This is a genomic window from Carnobacterium jeotgali MS3 (assembly GCF_000745125.1).
Lineage (GTDB): Bacteria > Bacillota > Bacilli > Lactobacillales > Carnobacteriaceae > Carnobacterium_B > Carnobacterium_B jeotgali.
This window is the reverse complement of record NZ_JQNF01000005.1, coordinates 231,121-246,169: the sequence shown is the minus strand read 5'-3', so window position 1 is coordinate 246,169 and position 15,049 is coordinate 231,121. Positions and strand designations below refer to the sequence as shown.

The window sequence follows — 15,049 nt, the reverse complement described above, 5'->3', positions numbered from 1 at the left end:
AACGTATTTTACCTTACAGGGTTTTCTTGCTGGGCTTTGTTTTCATAGACATTTTCAAAAAATTATTTTAATGGTTGACGATAATAATCTTGTTCTTTGATTAAACCTAATTGCCCCATTTGATAAATTTTACCTGCTTTTATATCTGATGTCCACAAATTCTTATTTTTTTTAGTTACATTGGCAATCAATGGTAAAGAAAACCTTTTTTTCATTTCCTTTAAATAATTTCTTCCTCTGAAATTAAATCCTAATAAGTGTATGGCTTGGGGTTCTGTTAATTCATTGACCATATCTTCTTTTTTTAATTGAAGTAAAATATAGACACATAAGCGTTGTAGCCTAGTCCATGATACTCTTTTATTTTTTACCAATGATATAAATTGTTCAAAGCTTTCTGCCTCTTGAATGTACTCTTTTAAGCGATATTCAATTCCTTCAGTTACTTGATACACAGTCCGTAACTCTTCAAGTGATTGAACTTCTATTTGATACTTTAAGTACGGCCAATAGTTTTCCCAACTAACTAAGGGATGTGTTGTTAGTTGTTCAAAACTGCTATCTGGCATACTTAACTTCAGTTCTTCAATTCGTGCTTTATTTTTTTTTGATCCTACTAAACTTTCTCGAATAGCAGTAGCACTTGAGAAATTTTGTTCGTCTAATTCTTTTTCATGGTAATCCGATCCTACTCTTGTTATGGTGTAAAGTTCCATTGGTTTTTCATATAGCACATTTTCTTTGGCATATGCTAATCCCAAAATATTGTTTGGCGTTGAAAGAGAGACCAGCTGTTCTGGCATTAGTTCTTTAAGAATTTGGTCCATTTGAGAAGCATACGTTTTTCCTGGATCTCTATTTTCTTTAAACCGTTGATTGATAGTTGGTGTGTGCTGCTTCAAAAAGTGAGCTAACTTTTGGTAATCCGCACTTTCGCCCGATTCAGAACCAAAACAAATAGCATCGCAATTCATAGCATGCAACAACCCAACGGCACCTTTTGCAAAATAATCAGCTGGTTGAGTACTAAAAGCAACGGGTAATTCTATTACCAAATCTGCTCCAGCTGATAAAGCCATCTGTGCTCGAGACCATTTGTCTACAATAGCTGGCTCACCGCGTTGCAAAAAATTTCCGCTCATAATTGCAATAATTGTATCCGCACCAGATAGTTCTCTTGCTTTTTTCAAATGGTACACATGTCCATTATGCAAAGGATTATATTCGACAACTACACCACAACTTTTCATCTCTAGTAACCTCTCTTTAATTCGTTACTTTTGTTTTCTTTAAACAGGTTAAAAATGCTTCACCATATTTTTCAAATTTATTTTCACCCACACCTTTTACGGCTAACATCTCTGTTTCATTTTGAGGCATTAAAATGCACATTTGGTGCAATGTTTCATCTGAAAAAATAACATAAGGCGGAACTTTTTGATCCGTTGCAAATGCACGTCTTAACTCTCTTAACTGATCAAATAATGCATCATCAACAGCTACTTTCTGCGCTACTTTTGCTTGTTTTCTAGTAACAGTCATTTCCCCTTTTAAAACGGAAACGGCCTTTTCTGTTAATTTTAAAATAGGAAACTGACCGTCAGTTGGGGATAAATATTTTTCAGCTGTTAGATAATCAATCAATTGAGTAACTTCTTTTTGTGGTACACCTTTCATCAAGCCATAGGTTGAAAGGTTTTCAAAGTGCCATTGAGTAACTTTTTTATCTTTAGATCCTGTCAGTACTTTCATGATAAGGGATTTTCCATAAGTTTCACCCATTCGCTTAACACAAGATAATACTTTTTGAGTCTCTAAAGTTATATCCGTTGCTTCACGATCATCTAAACAATTGCTACATCTGCCACAATCATCACAGTTGTCTCCAAAATATTCAACAATATACCGTTGCAAACAAATTTGAGTAGAACCATATTGAGCCATTTCTCTTAATTTACGATATTCCTGATTCTTTAATTCTTCATTTAATTCGGATTGATCGATAAAGAATTTTTGAATTTGCATATCTTGCGGAGAAAATAACAAGATAGCATCACTTGGCAAGCCATCTCTACCCGCACGTCCTGCTTCTTGGTAATAGGCTTCAATATTTTTAGGAATCTGGTAATGAATAACAAATCGCACATTACTCTTATCGATGCCCATGCCAAATGCATTTGTCGCCACCATTACTGTTACTTCATCATAAAGAAACTTTTCTTGCCAACTGTTGCGCTCATCTTCCTTTAACCCACCGTGGTATTTGCCAGCTTTGATTTTTTTAGCATTCAGCAATTCATAAATGCGTTCCACTTCTTTTCGTGTACTAGCGTAAACAATTCCTGATTGACCTTTGTTCACTGTTAAATAATCTAATAAATAACGATTGCGCTCCTGACCTTTTACCACTTGAAAAGCAAGATTATCCCGTTCAAATCCTGTTTTAACGCGATTATCTGTATCGATACCTAACAAATTTATAATATCATTAGAAACGACCGGAGTCGCTGTAGCAGTCAAAGCTAATACGATTGGTCGATAATCCAATTGTTGAATAGATTCTCCTAAAGACAGGTAACTTGGTCTAAAATCATGCCCCCATTGTGAAATACAATGAGCTTCATCAATGGCTATCATTGAAATGGTGATTGAGTGCATCAAATAAAAGATTTCTTCTGTTTGAAATCTTTCTGGGGCAACATAAATGAGTTTATAGTCGCCATTGACCGCTTTTTTCAGTCGAACGTTCATCTCAGCAGCTGTTAAGGTACTATTCAAGTAAGTTGCTGGTATTCCTAACTCTGTTAAGGCATCTACTTGGTCTTTCATCAATGAAATAAGCGGTGATACAACAATCGTTACTCCTTCGAACACTAGTGAAGGAATTTGATAACAAAGCGATTTCCCACCACCTGTCGGCATAATAGCTAAGGTATCTTTCCCTTGCAATATTTTTTCGATTACTTCTTTTTGTCCCGTTTTAAATTCAGAAAAACCATAAATTTCTTTGAGTACATGATACGCCTGTGTTAACACTGTAACTCTCCTTTCTTTAGAAATCGCTATGTAAAAAAACAGAAAAATCTTAATCGATTTTTCTGTTTTCCATTAAAAAGTTTCTATTCATAAGCCGTTTACTTCGTACAAACAAAAAACCATCTTGGGCTTTCTTCTGTTATTTCTGATTCGCCAAAATCCGCACTTGCTTCAATTGAAGAAAAACCAGCTTTTGAGAGCATACTTTTGTACTGTTCTAACGAATATGTCCGTTCTTTGTGTGTTTCATCGTAACGGTCATAAAGATCTAATTCTTCATCGTAAACAAAGAAAGTTAAATCATGTTCAACAGAATGGGCTTTTTCTCCCGCATAACTTTTCCATAAAAAACTGATTTCATCTGATTGATCATTATACATGTATCCTGGAAATACCACATCTGTTTGATAGATCGAATGAACATCAAACAAAAACATTCCATTCTCCGTTAATACATTATATACTTCCTGAAAAACTTTTAAAACAGCCTCTTCATTAGGCATATAACAAAGTGAATCTGAAAAACAAGTGACCGCTTCATATTGACCAATTTCAGACAAATCCATCATATCTGCTTGAATCAAAGGAAGTTTTACTTGTTCTTTCAGAGCACGCTCACTCGCTAAACTCAACATGTTGTCAGATAGATCTAACCCTGTAACATCGTACCCTCTTTTAGAAAGTGCTACAGCTAAAGCTCCAGTTCCACAAGCAAGTTCCAATACAGTTGGCTTTTTATTTAATAGCTGACTATCAACAAATTCTCCCCAACGATCATAGAGCGTTTCATCCATAATGGCATCATAAACTTGTGCAAATGTTTGATAACTCATTTGTCTTAGACCATTTTAGTGATGTCTACTAATGGAGCATCACCCCATAATTTTTCAAGGTTATAAAATGAACGTTCTGAATAGTGGAAGACATGGACAACTACATCTCCTAGGTCAATTAACAACCATTTAGATGATTCACGACCTTCAACTCTTCTTACATCAATTCCTGCTTCTTCAGCTTTATCAATGATTTCTTCAGCGATAGACTTAACTTGTTTTTCACTATTTCCGTGCATCACAATAAAATAATCTGCTAAAATCGAAATTTTGCTAACATCCATCGCGATGATGTCCTCTGCTCTTTTATCATCTGCTGCCTTTACTACTAATTCTACTAATTCTATACTTTTATTTATCATACTGTTCCTCCTAAGGATTGGCTACCCATTTATTATAAGTAGCAATTGTTTTTGGGTAAATTTTTCTGTTGTTTTCGATCAAATGCTGCAATGTTTGTTTTGTTTCATACCGCACTGCTGCTTGTAAATTTTCTGCCGCAAGCTTACGTGCGTATTCTACACCAGGAAAATCTCTGCCAGGTTCGATATAATCGGCAACGTAAATGACTTGTTCTAAGAGCGACATTTTTTCTGCACCTATTGTGTGATGTTTGATAGCATTTAGAATATCTAGATCAGCAATTCCTAATTCCTGTTTGACTAGAAAGGCACCTAGCAAGCCATGCCAAATATTGCTACCATAATCCAGCAATTCCAAATCAAACTGCTCACGATAAATTAAATCCTGCATCTCTTTGTCACTGCGTTCTTTTGCGTAATCATGCGTTAATGCCGCAATACTAGCTGCTTCAATAGAGACATTATATTTTCCTGCTAATTGAATAGCTGCCTGCTCCACACCTAAAACATGCTGAAATCGTTTAAGGCTCATTTGGCTTTTAACAGCTTGAATCAATTCATTCCTTGTAAGTGATGTGTATTTTTTTGAATACACAAGTTGAATGAGTTTATTTTCCATTTTGATACAGCCCTTCACGCAGAATATAGTCTAGCGTTTTTCCGGGAATCAAATAATTTACTGGGCAGTTCATTTCTAAATTTTTACGTAAAGAAGTAGAACTGATATCCATTGAAGGAACATCTACCCAAATAATTGGATAAGGGCTAAACAAGTTGTACCCTGGGCGATTAACTCCCACAAATTCTACTAGCTGGGCTAGCTCTTCTACTTTGTACCATTTAGGTAAATATTCCACCATATCTCCGCCAATAATAAAATAATAGTCTGTATCCGGATTTTCTTCCTTCAATTTTACTATTGTATCATAGGTATAACTTTTTCCACCACGTTCAATTTCAGCTTTTTCAACCTCAAATTTTGGATTTCCTTCGATAGCTAATTCAACCATACGAAGTCGATGTTTCGCATCGATTGCTTTTTTTTCATCTTGGTGTGGTGGATTAGCACTTGGCATAAGATAGATTTTTTCTAGACCCAATTGATGACAAACTTGATCCGCAATGATCAAGTGCCCGATATGAGGAGGGTTAAACGTCCCTCCAAGGATACCCACTCTTTTTTTAGGTTGGATCTCAATTTCAAGTTCCGTTACTACTTGAGTGTTATTATTAGAAAAAGATTGCCTTTTCAAGCTAATCACCTTTCTTCATATAAATATTATTGAACAAAATTTATTATTTTGCTCTTGGTATTTCCTTAGAAATACGTTGGTATTTTTCTTGATTCGATTTTTTAAATAATACGATTACGCGACCAATGACTTGGACTGCATTACAACCGATTTCTTTTTCAAGAGCATCTGCTACATCTTGAGCAACTTCGTCTGTATTTTGCAACAAACCAACTTTGATCAATTCTCTTTTTTCTAACGCTTCATTGATTTGAACAATAACTTCTTTATTTAATCCATTTTTCCCAATTTGAAAAATTGGATTTAGATGATGTGCCTTACTTCTTAAAAAACGTTTTTGCTTACCAGTTAAATTCATTTTATACACTCCATTAAGATCTTATTGATCTATTCTACTTTATTTGTATTTATATTAGAGATTTCCGAATAAGGACATCTATGCCTTTTGGCGCCCATCCAGCTACGACACAGCCAGGTTCATTGACAGTTACCCAACCCAGTCCAGCAAAAACGATATCGGATTTTTCTTTGACCGAAAATTCAAAACGAACCAATTCAGGGAAGGTTTCAATTTCATTTTCACGAGGAGGCTGCAATAATTTCCCAACTTGTTTTTGGTACAATTCATCTGCTTTTTCTAGTTTTGTACGGTGAATAAGCAAATCATTTGAAGTGAAACAAGTAAACGAATGTCTGCCTCCTTTTAAGTAATCAAACCGAGCTACTCCACCAAAAAATAGCGTTTGACCTTCATTTAATTGATAAACGATTGGTTTGATTTCTTTTTTAGGCGCAATCAATTTTAAATCTTTGTCTCCCAAAACATGAGCCATTTGATGACGATGAATAATTCCTGGTGTGTCAATTAAAAATTTTCCGTCATCTAACGGAATTTCTATCCGATCAAGTGTTGTTCCAGGAAATTGAGAAGTTGTAATTAAGTCTTGTACACCAGCAGTCGACTTAATAATTTGATTAATTAATGTTGATTTACCAACATTTGTTACACCAACTACAAAGACATTTCGTCCTTTACGGTGTTTTTCAATCGTATCTAGTAATACTTCCATTTCAGCAGGCTTCATAGCACTCGTTAACAACACATCTTCTGGTCTTAAACCTTCCTCATGAGCTCGTTCACGTAACCATTGAGTCATTTTACCGCGTTTTAATGATTTAGGAAGTAAATCCACCTTATTTCCAACTAACAATACTGGGTTTTTCCCAACAAAGCGGTGCAAACCAGGTATTAAGCTCCCATTAAAATCAAAAATATCAATAACATTAACGATCAATGCGTCTTCTGAACCAAGTTCATTTAGCAACTTCAAGAAATCATCGTCTGTCAATTGAACATCTTGAATTTCATTATAATGGCGCAATCTAAAACAACGTTGACAATATATTTCGCCTTTTTCTTGTCCTTTTTCTAAGGCTGAAGTTGGTGTGAAACCTACAGCATTCTTGTCAGTTGTTTGAATAATGGCTCCACAGCCGATGCAACGAATCTCTTCTTCATTATTTAATTCTTTTATCGTCATTTATTGACTTCCTCCACCTCATATTTGGATCCTTTTTAATCATATAATTCATAATATGCAGTTCCATAAAACGATTAAAACGAGTATTCCAAGCATCTGTATCTAGGATAGGCTTTACCAACACGTTACGCATGCCCGCAAGGTTTGCTCCCCAGATATCCGTCATAATTTGATCCCCTACCATAATAATTTCATCAGTAGAAAGATTTAATTTTTCGCTTGCTCTCTTAAACCCAATTGTTGTAGGTTTTAAAGCTCGAGAAACATAGTCTAAATGCAACACTTTTGCTACGCGTTCTACACGTGTTGCTTTGTTATTAGAAAGAATAACAACGGGTATACCCGCTTCTTTCATTACGTTGATCCATTCAATTAACTCTTCGGTCCCATCGGGGTTATTCCATGCAATCAAGGTATTGTCCAAGTCGGCTAAGATAGCTTTTATATTTTGCTCTTTCAACTGTTCCGGTGTGATATGATAAATAGCTTCTACCATATAAGTCGGCTTAAATATCGTTAACATTTTTTCTCCCTACTCACTAAAAGAGGAGTACCTCTTACAGTACTCCTCTAGTTTACTATTTTCTTAATTATACGCCAAATTATTAAAAAAACAATCATTACCGGTCTTTTTTAGGCTAATTCTCATGTGACAGCTGTATTTTATTACTGAGTGAAATAACTGTGCTTTTTTTAGTAGTCATTTGTTTGTAAAAAAACTTCATGTAGTTTATTTAAGGCTTGTTTCAATTTTTTTTCTTCAATTAATATCCAGATAGTTGTATAACTATCTGCCGATTGATAGATGGGTATTTGTAATTCTGACATTGCCGTAACAATTTTAGCTGTTACACCTGGAACACCTGTTATACCTGCACCTACAATAGCAACTTTTGCACAATTTTCGCGTGTTGCAAAAGTGACATTTTGATCATAAAGCAATTCTTTTGCTTTTCCAGAAATGGCTTGAGGAAGCGTAAAAACAATTTTCCCAGGAAATATATTAATGAAATCCAAACTAAAACCCGATTGAGCTAATAAATTAAACAATGATTCCTGAAGTGCTTCAGTTGTTTCAATTGTAAATTGGACTACATGAGGCACATGTGCGATTCCAGTCACTAAACGTTGTGGCACACTTTGCATTTCTGAATTTGTAATCAAAGTCCCCATATCTGTTACCGGTTGATAAGTAGAGCGGATGCGAACAGGTATACCAGCTTGTTGTGCAATTTCAACGGCTCTTGGATCGATGACTTTCGCTCCTTCATGTGCCATATTGCTGACTTCATTGTAACTCACAACTTGCAAGAACTGTGCTTTTTCCACTAATCGCGGATCTGCTGTCATCATTCCAGAAACATCCGTAAAGATATCAATACACTCCGCTTCAAAGGCAGCACCTAGCAATGCTGCTGTTGTGTCGCTACCTCCGCGTCCAATAGTTGTTATATTTCCATGCTCGCTTACTCCCTGAAACCCTGCTACTACTACAACATCATTTATTTTCAAATATTCGTAAATTAAAGAAGTATTAACTTTTTGTACTTTTGCCTGCCCAAAGTCTTCATTAGTCAGTATGCCCGCACTTTGTCCAGTCAATCCTGTGGCATGAATGCCATTTTTTTTCAATTGATTTGTAAAGACGGCTGTAGATATCGTCTCTCCAACAGACAACAACATGTCCCGTTCTCTTAAGTCTAAATAAGTTTTTTCTCCATCAACCATCGCTAAAAGAGAATCTGTTGCGTATGGGTCGCCCAATCTTCCAATTGCCGAAACAACCACTATTACTTTATAGCCTAACGAAACGGCATGTATGATGTGTTTTTCTGCCGCTAATCGACTTTCTTCGTCTTTAACTGATGTACCGCCAAATTTTTGAATTAAAATTTTCATTATTTACCATCCTTTGAAACGACTTATCTGTAAAAAAAATCGTTACTGTCTAATTGCTTATTAAAATAAACTAGTTTCATTTAGTATTTCTGCTCTATTATAGCGAAGACTTTCTTTAGATTCAATTATCTTACAAATTTTAATAGAACTATTTAGTTATTTTTTTGCTATACTATTTAGTGTTGGACTATTAAATAAAAATATCATACACTACGTTACCATTAGTCTAGAAACTATTAAAAGGAGTTTATTATTATGTATTTAAAAGAAGTTTGTTTAGAAAATTATACCTCTCTTCCTAAAGCCATTGCGCAAGGAGCAACAAGAATAGAACTATGTGACTACTTAGCCAGTGGTGGAACAACTGTCAGTAAAGGTGTTATGCATGAAGCAGCTGCTTATTGTGCTGAAAAAATGATTCCATTAATGGCCATCATTCGTCCTCGTGCGGGTAATTTCAATTACAATGACAGCGAATTAAAAATTATGGGGTATGATATTATTGAAGCTCGCAATTTGGGATTAGATGGAATTGTATTCGGTTGTTTAACAGCTGAAAATTGGATTGATGAAGATGCAATGGAACAATTATTAGAAGAAGCTTATGGATTGCAAGCTACTTTTCATATGGCTTTCGATATGATTCCAGTTGAAAAACAGTTTGACGCAATTGATTGGCTAGCAGAACATGGTGTACAAAGAATTTTGACTCACGGTGGAGATCTGAGTTTCCCAATTGAAGAAACACTTCCACACCTTAAAGAATTAGTCGATTATGCACAAGATCGTATCCTTATTCTTCCTGGCGGAGGTATTACTAACGAAAATGCGGATTCTATCCAAAAATATCTTGGCGTTTCAGAATTACATGGGTCAAAAATTGTGGGCGAACTTTAAGAACGTATTTTAGCATAAACTGTTATATAGAGAAAAGAGGCTAGGAAAAAAATCCTAGCCTCTTTTCTTATTTAATTCTGTACGCGTAGACCCTCTCGTTCAACATTAAACTGTTGAACAGTTGCATCTACAAATGTCTCTGTTAACAACTGTTTTAGTTTTTCTAATCTAGAGTGCGGTACTAAAACTAAAACGGTTGAACCAGCACCACTTAAAAAAGTTGCATAGGCTCCATTTTTTTTTGCTAAACTACGAATTTCAGGTAAATGAGGTACCAAATCTTTCCGGTATGTCTCATGCCATAAATCATTTTCCATCATCTCACCTGCTAATTTCAAATCATGAGCTAAAACCGCTGATATCATAACATTACTGATAGAACTAGCTTGAACAGCTTGTGAATAAGACAATTCTTTTGGCAGTACATCACGGCTTTCGGTTGTTAATAATTCATGATTTGGAATAACAGCTATTATACCCGTATCCGGAAAAACGTGTTTCATTGCAAAAACACTATCGTTAATTTTAGTTGCTACCACAAAATCTCCAAGTATAGCTGGTGCAGCATTATCTGGATGCCCCTCTAAGTTAGAAGCTATTGTCACTTTTTCTTTGTCGTTTAGTTTTAATTCAGCCAACTGGTTTGCTAGTTCGATTCCCGCAATAATAGCAGCTGAGCTACTTCCTAATCCACGCGTTGCCGGTATCTCACTATTCATCCATAATTCTCTAGGATGAATAGTCGGAGCAAGAGCAAGAGCCGTTTGAATAATAAGATTTGTTTCATCCTTTGGAATACTTACTCCAAGGGTATGATGAATCACCCACTTTTCAACTTCGCCCCCTATTTCTAACGTTAGATAAAGATTTAGCGCTAACCCACATGAATCAAAACCAGGACCTAAGTTTGAAGTTGTCCCTGGTACAATTATCTTCATAACTTTTCAACACCTGCTTGCAAATGTTTTTTCATATCTTCTAAATCATCCATTTTTGAAATTGGAATAGTTGTTACTTCAAGCGCTGTATCTGGATCTTTCAATCCATTTCCAGTAAATACACAAACAACGGTTTCATCTTTTTTAATCGCTCCACTTTTGATATCTTTAATTACTCCAGCTAATGAAGCTGCTGAACCAGGTTCAACAAATACGCCATCCATTGCGGCTACTTTTCGATAAGCATGAATAATCTCATCATCTGTAACAGAATCTATCTTCCCTTTAGATTCATCTCGAGCATTTTCAGCTAATGTCCAACTAGCTGGATTACCAATTCTTATAGCAGTTGCAATCGTTTCAGGAGCTTCAATAATTTTTCCCTGAACAATAGCTGCAGCTCCTTCTGCTTCGTAACCATGCATTCTTGGCAGACCTGTTTGGTACAATTCATGCCATTCTTTAAACCCTTTCCAATAAGCGGTAATGTTCCCGGCATTCCCAACTGGAATAGCTAATACGTCTGGAGCTTTCCCCAGATCTTCACAAATCTCAAAAGCAGCTGTTTTTTGCCCTTCAATTCGATAAGGATTTACTGAATTGACTAAAGTAACAGCTTCCGTTTCCGCTAACTTCCTTACTGATTTTAAAGCTTGATCAAAGTTCCCTTGGATTGAAATAATATCTGCTCCATACATAACGGCTTGAGCTAACTTACCTAGAGCAATTTTCCCATCTGGAATAACAATATAAGCTTTTAATCCGGCACGTGCTGCATATGCAGCCGCTGCAGCACTAGTATTTCCAGTAGAAGCACAAATGATTGCCTTTGCCCCTTCTTCTTTTGCTTTAGCAACTGCCATGACCATTCCGCGATCTTTAAATGAGCCTGTAGGATTCAGCCCTTCATACTTTCCATAGAGTGTGACACCTAGCACTTTGGAAAGATTTGGTAATGGAATCAAAGGCGTATTTCCTTCATAAAGAGAAATCATTGGCGTTTTATCCGTTATCGGTAATAAATTTTTATATTTTTCAAGCAATCCTTGATACATTATTTCCCCTCCATTACTTTAAAACAAACAAGTAAATTCATTTCATTCACATCTTTAAGTACACTAACTAGTTCTTTTTGCTGAGCTTTAGTTATTTTATGTGTCACAATCACTACTTTTGCCATATCACTTGAAAGAGGTTGTTGAATAATCTGGTCAAAACCAATATCAAATTGACTAAATAGTTTTGTTAATGCTAAAAATTGCCCTGTCTTATCTTGCATTTCAATCGCAATGTAGTATTTATCACTTACTTCTGAATCCTCTGCAAGTCTTGTTTCATGTTGATAAGAACTAAATACATTTCCACTCGTACCTAAACGAATGTTTTTAGCTACTGTGATTACATCACTGACAACACTGTTAGCAGTTGGCAATTCTCCAGCTCCAGGCCCATAATACATTGTTTCACCAACTGCTGCTCCTACCACAACAACAGCATTGTTCTCATTTTGGACGCTTGCTAAGGGATGATTGATTGGCACTAATATTGGACCAACGTCTACACTAATCTTATTTCCAAATTGAATCGCCGAGCCGATTAATTTGATTTTATACCCTAATTTTTCTGCCATTTCAATATCTTTTTGCTGTAAGTTACGAATTCCTTTTGTCTCAATCTGATCTACTTCTACATTCATCCCAAAAGCTAAGCGCGTCAAGATGACCATTTTACGAGCTGCATCTATACCATCTACATCATTGGTTGGGTCGCTTTCAGCAAAACCGAGTTCCTGAGCTTCTTTTAAAGCTAGCTCATAAGATTTTCTTTCATTTGTCATTTTTGACAAGATAAAATTCGTCGTTCCATTAACAATGCCAAAAACTTTTTGGATTTCATCAGAAGCTAAACTATCTACTATTGTGCGTAATATTGGGATTCCACCAGCAACACTAGCCTCATAATATAGATCACAATGATTTTCTTTTGCCAGGGCAACTAGTTCATTGCCATGTAAGGCAATTAAATCTTTATTTGCTGTAACAACATGTTTTCCAGCTGCTAATGCTTTTTTAATATACTCTTTCGCATTATCAATACTTCCCATGACTTCTACAACAATATCTATTTCAGGATCATTGACAATCTCATTAGCATCAAGCGTTAATTCAACTCCTTCAGCAATTGAACCACGATTTTTTTCTATATCACGTACTAGAACTTTTTTTACTTTTAAGGATACTCCAGTGACTTGATTTAATTTTGGCTCATGATGTTTCAAGATACGTAAAACGCCACTTCCAACTGTTCCAAAACCTAGAATACCTATTTGCAATTGGTTTTTCATACTTATGCTCCTTCTATATAGTTTATTTCAGTTCATGATTTATATGAGTTTTTAGCAATTTATTTTTCATTTTTTTTTAACTATTGGTATTACCAGTATAACGAATTTCAAAAAAAATACTAGTTAGAAAAATACAAAAAAAGATGGATGAAAAAAATTCTTTTTAGAATTTTTTTCATCCATCTTTAATAGGTGTTTTTTTTTACGATTAAATGGCTATATTAATCTTGAAGTAATTCAAATATTTCCATAGCAACTAAGTCTACATCATCAAATTGATATACTTGTTGAGTAGATGTTTCTAATAGTTCAAATGTTTCGGTTTTTGCATCATACGTAATAACACAACGTTCGTTTCCTTCTTTTTCAAATCGACGAACTTGAACTTCACTTTCTGTATCTTCTAGCATAGCTTCCAATCGGCGAATAATTCCTACTAATTGTGAAGTTGTCATAGTTTCGTGCCCCTTTCAAACTTAACTCATTAATCATTCTACCAGAATTTTATACAAAAGACAGTAAACTCACTCTATTTTCATAAAAAAATAATCTTTATCCCAAAAAAAATGAATTTCCTAAAGAACTTGTGTTAATATAATTGCAATACATAATTCAAAAGGGGGCGCAAAAAGTTATGAATCCATTAGTTAATCAGTTTAATAATCAAACGTACAAAATTGAAATTTCAGACATCCGAAAATTTGATGAACGTGTGTCACCCATTCAAGATATTCTTAAATTAACTTTAGGCGAACCTGATTTCAATACTCCGAGTCATATTAAAATGGCTGCTATTGAAGCCATCAACAACAATGAGTCACATTACACAGGTACATCTGGTGATAGTCAATTACGTGAAGCTGCTTCAGCTTTTATTCAAAAAAAATATAACCTCTCTTATGATCCACAAAAAGAAGTATTAGTCACTGTTGGCGCTACTGAAGCCATTTCTGCATCCTTAGTGTCTATTTTAAATCCTGGCGATAAAATACTAGTTCCCTCGCCTATTTTCCCTGGTTACGAACCATTGATTACATTGAGCCAAGCAACGCCTATTTTCATTGATACGAGTATAAATGGCTTTGTGTTGACGCCTCAGATGATTGAGGACGCAATGGAAGAGCATGGTGCAAGTGTAAAAGCCATCATTTTAAATTACCCCAATAATCCGACTGGAGTAACTTACACTCGAGCAGAAATAAAAGCTCTTGCTGAAACCATAAAAAAATACCCTATCTTTGCTATAAGTGATGAAATTTATAGTGAATTAACGTATGATGTTGAACATGTCTCAATTGCTGAATATATAAGAAATCAAACGATTTTAATTAATGGGCTTTCAAAATCGCATGCAATGACTGGATGGAGAATTGGTTTTATTTATGCTCCAAAAGAACTCACTGCACAAATAATTAAAGTTCATCAATATCTTGTCACATGTGCCACTTCTATTTCTCAAAAAGCAGCGTTAGCAGCTTTGACCGTTGGGATAGACGATGCTCTTCCGATGAAAAAAGAATACCATAAAAGAAGAGATTATCTTTTTGAAGAGTTGACTCAATTAGGTTTTGAAGTCGCTCGACCAAATGGTGCTTTTTATCTCTTCGCAAAAATTCCGCAAGAGCATATACAAAATAGTATGGCATTTTGCATTGATTTAGCTGAAAAAAATAAACTAGCAGTAATTCCAGGTTCTGCTTTTGGAAGTGCTGGTGAAGGATACATTCGTATAAGTTATGCTGCGAGCATGGAAAAATTAGTGACAGCTGTTGAACGGTTGACCAGTTATATCAAGACTAACCATTCTGTTTTGTAAATCTATCCTTCTAAACTAAAACAGCTCTTCGTAAAATAGTGTGGCTGCTTCTAAAAATTATTTCGGAATAGACGTATTTGCTTGTAAGAGCCCTGGTACCGTCTTAAGCCTAAACTAAATTCATCTATCC

At 35.3% G+C, this 15,049-nt stretch carries 16 protein-coding genes; 2 read left to right on the top strand and 14 right to left on the bottom strand.

Annotated features, from left to right (window positions below; translation table 11 throughout):
* Positions 1-62: 62 nt before the first annotated feature.
* From BP18_RS03680 to dapG, 10 genes are all read right to left on the bottom strand, one after another.
* On the bottom strand, positions 63-1,250 hold the full coding sequence (locus tag BP18_RS03680) for a nucleotidyltransferase (protein WP_007723080.1): 1,188 nt from the start codon (positions 1,248-1,250) through the stop codon (positions 63-65).
* Positions 1,251-1,266: 16 nt separating this feature from the next.
* Positions 1,267-3,036, bottom strand: a complete 1,770-nt coding sequence (gene recQ / locus BP18_RS03675) for a DNA helicase RecQ (protein ID WP_035050344.1) — start codon at positions 3,034-3,036, stop codon at positions 1,267-1,269.
* Positions 3,037-3,134: 98 nt separating this feature from the next.
* Positions 3,135-3,869, bottom strand: a complete 735-nt coding sequence (locus BP18_RS03670) for a class I SAM-dependent DNA methyltransferase (protein ID WP_029278098.1) — start codon at positions 3,867-3,869, stop codon at positions 3,135-3,137.
* A 5-nt stretch (positions 3,870-3,874) separates the two neighbouring features.
* Positions 3,875-4,231, bottom strand: coding sequence for a ribosome silencing factor (rsfS, locus tag BP18_RS03665; RefSeq protein ID WP_007723087.1), 357 nt, complete (start codon positions 4,229-4,231; stop codon positions 3,875-3,877).
* Positions 4,232-4,241: 10 nt separating this feature from the next.
* Positions 4,242-4,850, bottom strand: a complete 609-nt coding sequence (gene yqeK, locus BP18_RS03660) for a bis(5'-nucleosyl)-tetraphosphatase (symmetrical) YqeK (protein WP_029278100.1) — start codon at positions 4,848-4,850, stop codon at positions 4,242-4,244.
* Positions 4,840-5,484, bottom strand: a complete 645-nt coding sequence (locus BP18_RS03655) for a nicotinate-nucleotide adenylyltransferase (RefSeq protein ID WP_029278102.1) — start codon at positions 5,482-5,484, stop codon at positions 4,840-4,842. The genes yqeK and BP18_RS03655 overlap by 11 nt, the downstream gene beginning before the upstream one ends.
* 43 nt (positions 5,485-5,527) lie before the next feature.
* Positions 5,528-5,842 (bottom strand): ribosome assembly RNA-binding protein YhbY, encoded by a 315-nt coding sequence (gene yhbY, locus BP18_RS03650; protein WP_035050341.1) that lies wholly within the window; start codon positions 5,840-5,842, stop codon positions 5,528-5,530.
* A gap of 49 nt (positions 5,843-5,891) precedes the next feature.
* Positions 5,892-7,025, bottom strand: coding sequence for a ribosome biogenesis GTPase YqeH (gene yqeH, locus BP18_RS03645; RefSeq protein ID WP_029278105.1), 1,134 nt, complete (start codon positions 7,023-7,025; stop codon positions 5,892-5,894).
* Complete coding sequence (locus BP18_RS03640) at positions 7,003-7,548, bottom strand: YqeG family HAD IIIA-type phosphatase (protein ID WP_007723094.1); 546 nt, start codon at positions 7,546-7,548, stop codon at positions 7,003-7,005. Before BP18_RS03640 ends, yqeH begins: the two co-directional genes overlap by 23 nt.
* Before the next feature lie 170 nt (positions 7,549-7,718).
* The gene (dapG, locus tag BP18_RS03635) at positions 7,719-8,924 is read right to left on the bottom strand and encodes an aspartate kinase (RefSeq protein ID WP_035050339.1); all 1,206 of its coding nucleotides are present in this window, start codon (positions 8,922-8,924) and stop codon (positions 7,719-7,721) included.
* A gap of 255 nt (positions 8,925-9,179) precedes the next feature.
* Between dapG and BP18_RS03630 the strand changes: the two genes are divergently transcribed.
* Positions 9,180-9,821 (top strand): copper homeostasis protein CutC, encoded by a 642-nt coding sequence (locus tag BP18_RS03630; RefSeq protein WP_007723096.1) that lies wholly within the window; start codon positions 9,180-9,182, stop codon positions 9,819-9,821.
* Positions 9,822-9,892: 71 nt separating this feature from the next.
* Here BP18_RS03630 and thrB read toward each other — a convergent pair whose 3' ends face one another.
* The 4 genes from thrB to BP18_RS03610 all read right to left on the bottom strand — a co-directional run bounded on the left by thrB (position 9,893) and on the right by BP18_RS03610 (position 13,558).
* Positions 9,893-10,759 (bottom strand): homoserine kinase, encoded by an 867-nt coding sequence (gene thrB / locus BP18_RS03625; RefSeq protein WP_035050338.1) that lies wholly within the window; start codon positions 10,757-10,759, stop codon positions 9,893-9,895.
* Entirely contained in the window at positions 10,756-11,814 is a 1,059-nt protein-coding gene (gene thrC / locus BP18_RS03620) for a threonine synthase (protein ID WP_007723098.1), read from the bottom strand. Before thrC ends, thrB begins: the two co-directional genes overlap by 4 nt.
* A complete protein-coding gene (locus BP18_RS03615; RefSeq protein ID WP_007723099.1) occupies positions 11,814-13,103 on the bottom strand; it encodes a homoserine dehydrogenase in 1,290 nt (429 codons plus the stop codon). The genes thrC and BP18_RS03615 overlap by 1 nt, the downstream gene beginning before the upstream one ends.
* A 221-nt stretch (positions 13,104-13,324) precedes the next feature.
* Positions 13,325-13,558, bottom strand: a complete 234-nt coding sequence (locus BP18_RS03610; protein WP_007723100.1) for a YkuJ family protein — start codon at positions 13,556-13,558, stop codon at positions 13,325-13,327.
* A 179-nt stretch (positions 13,559-13,737) separates the two neighbouring features.
* Between BP18_RS03610 and BP18_RS03605 the strand changes: the two genes are divergently transcribed.
* Complete coding sequence (locus tag BP18_RS03605; protein ID WP_007723101.1) at positions 13,738-14,919, top strand: pyridoxal phosphate-dependent aminotransferase; 1,182 nt, start codon at positions 13,738-13,740, stop codon at positions 14,917-14,919.
* The last annotated feature ends 130 nt before the right edge of the window (positions 14,920-15,049 follow it).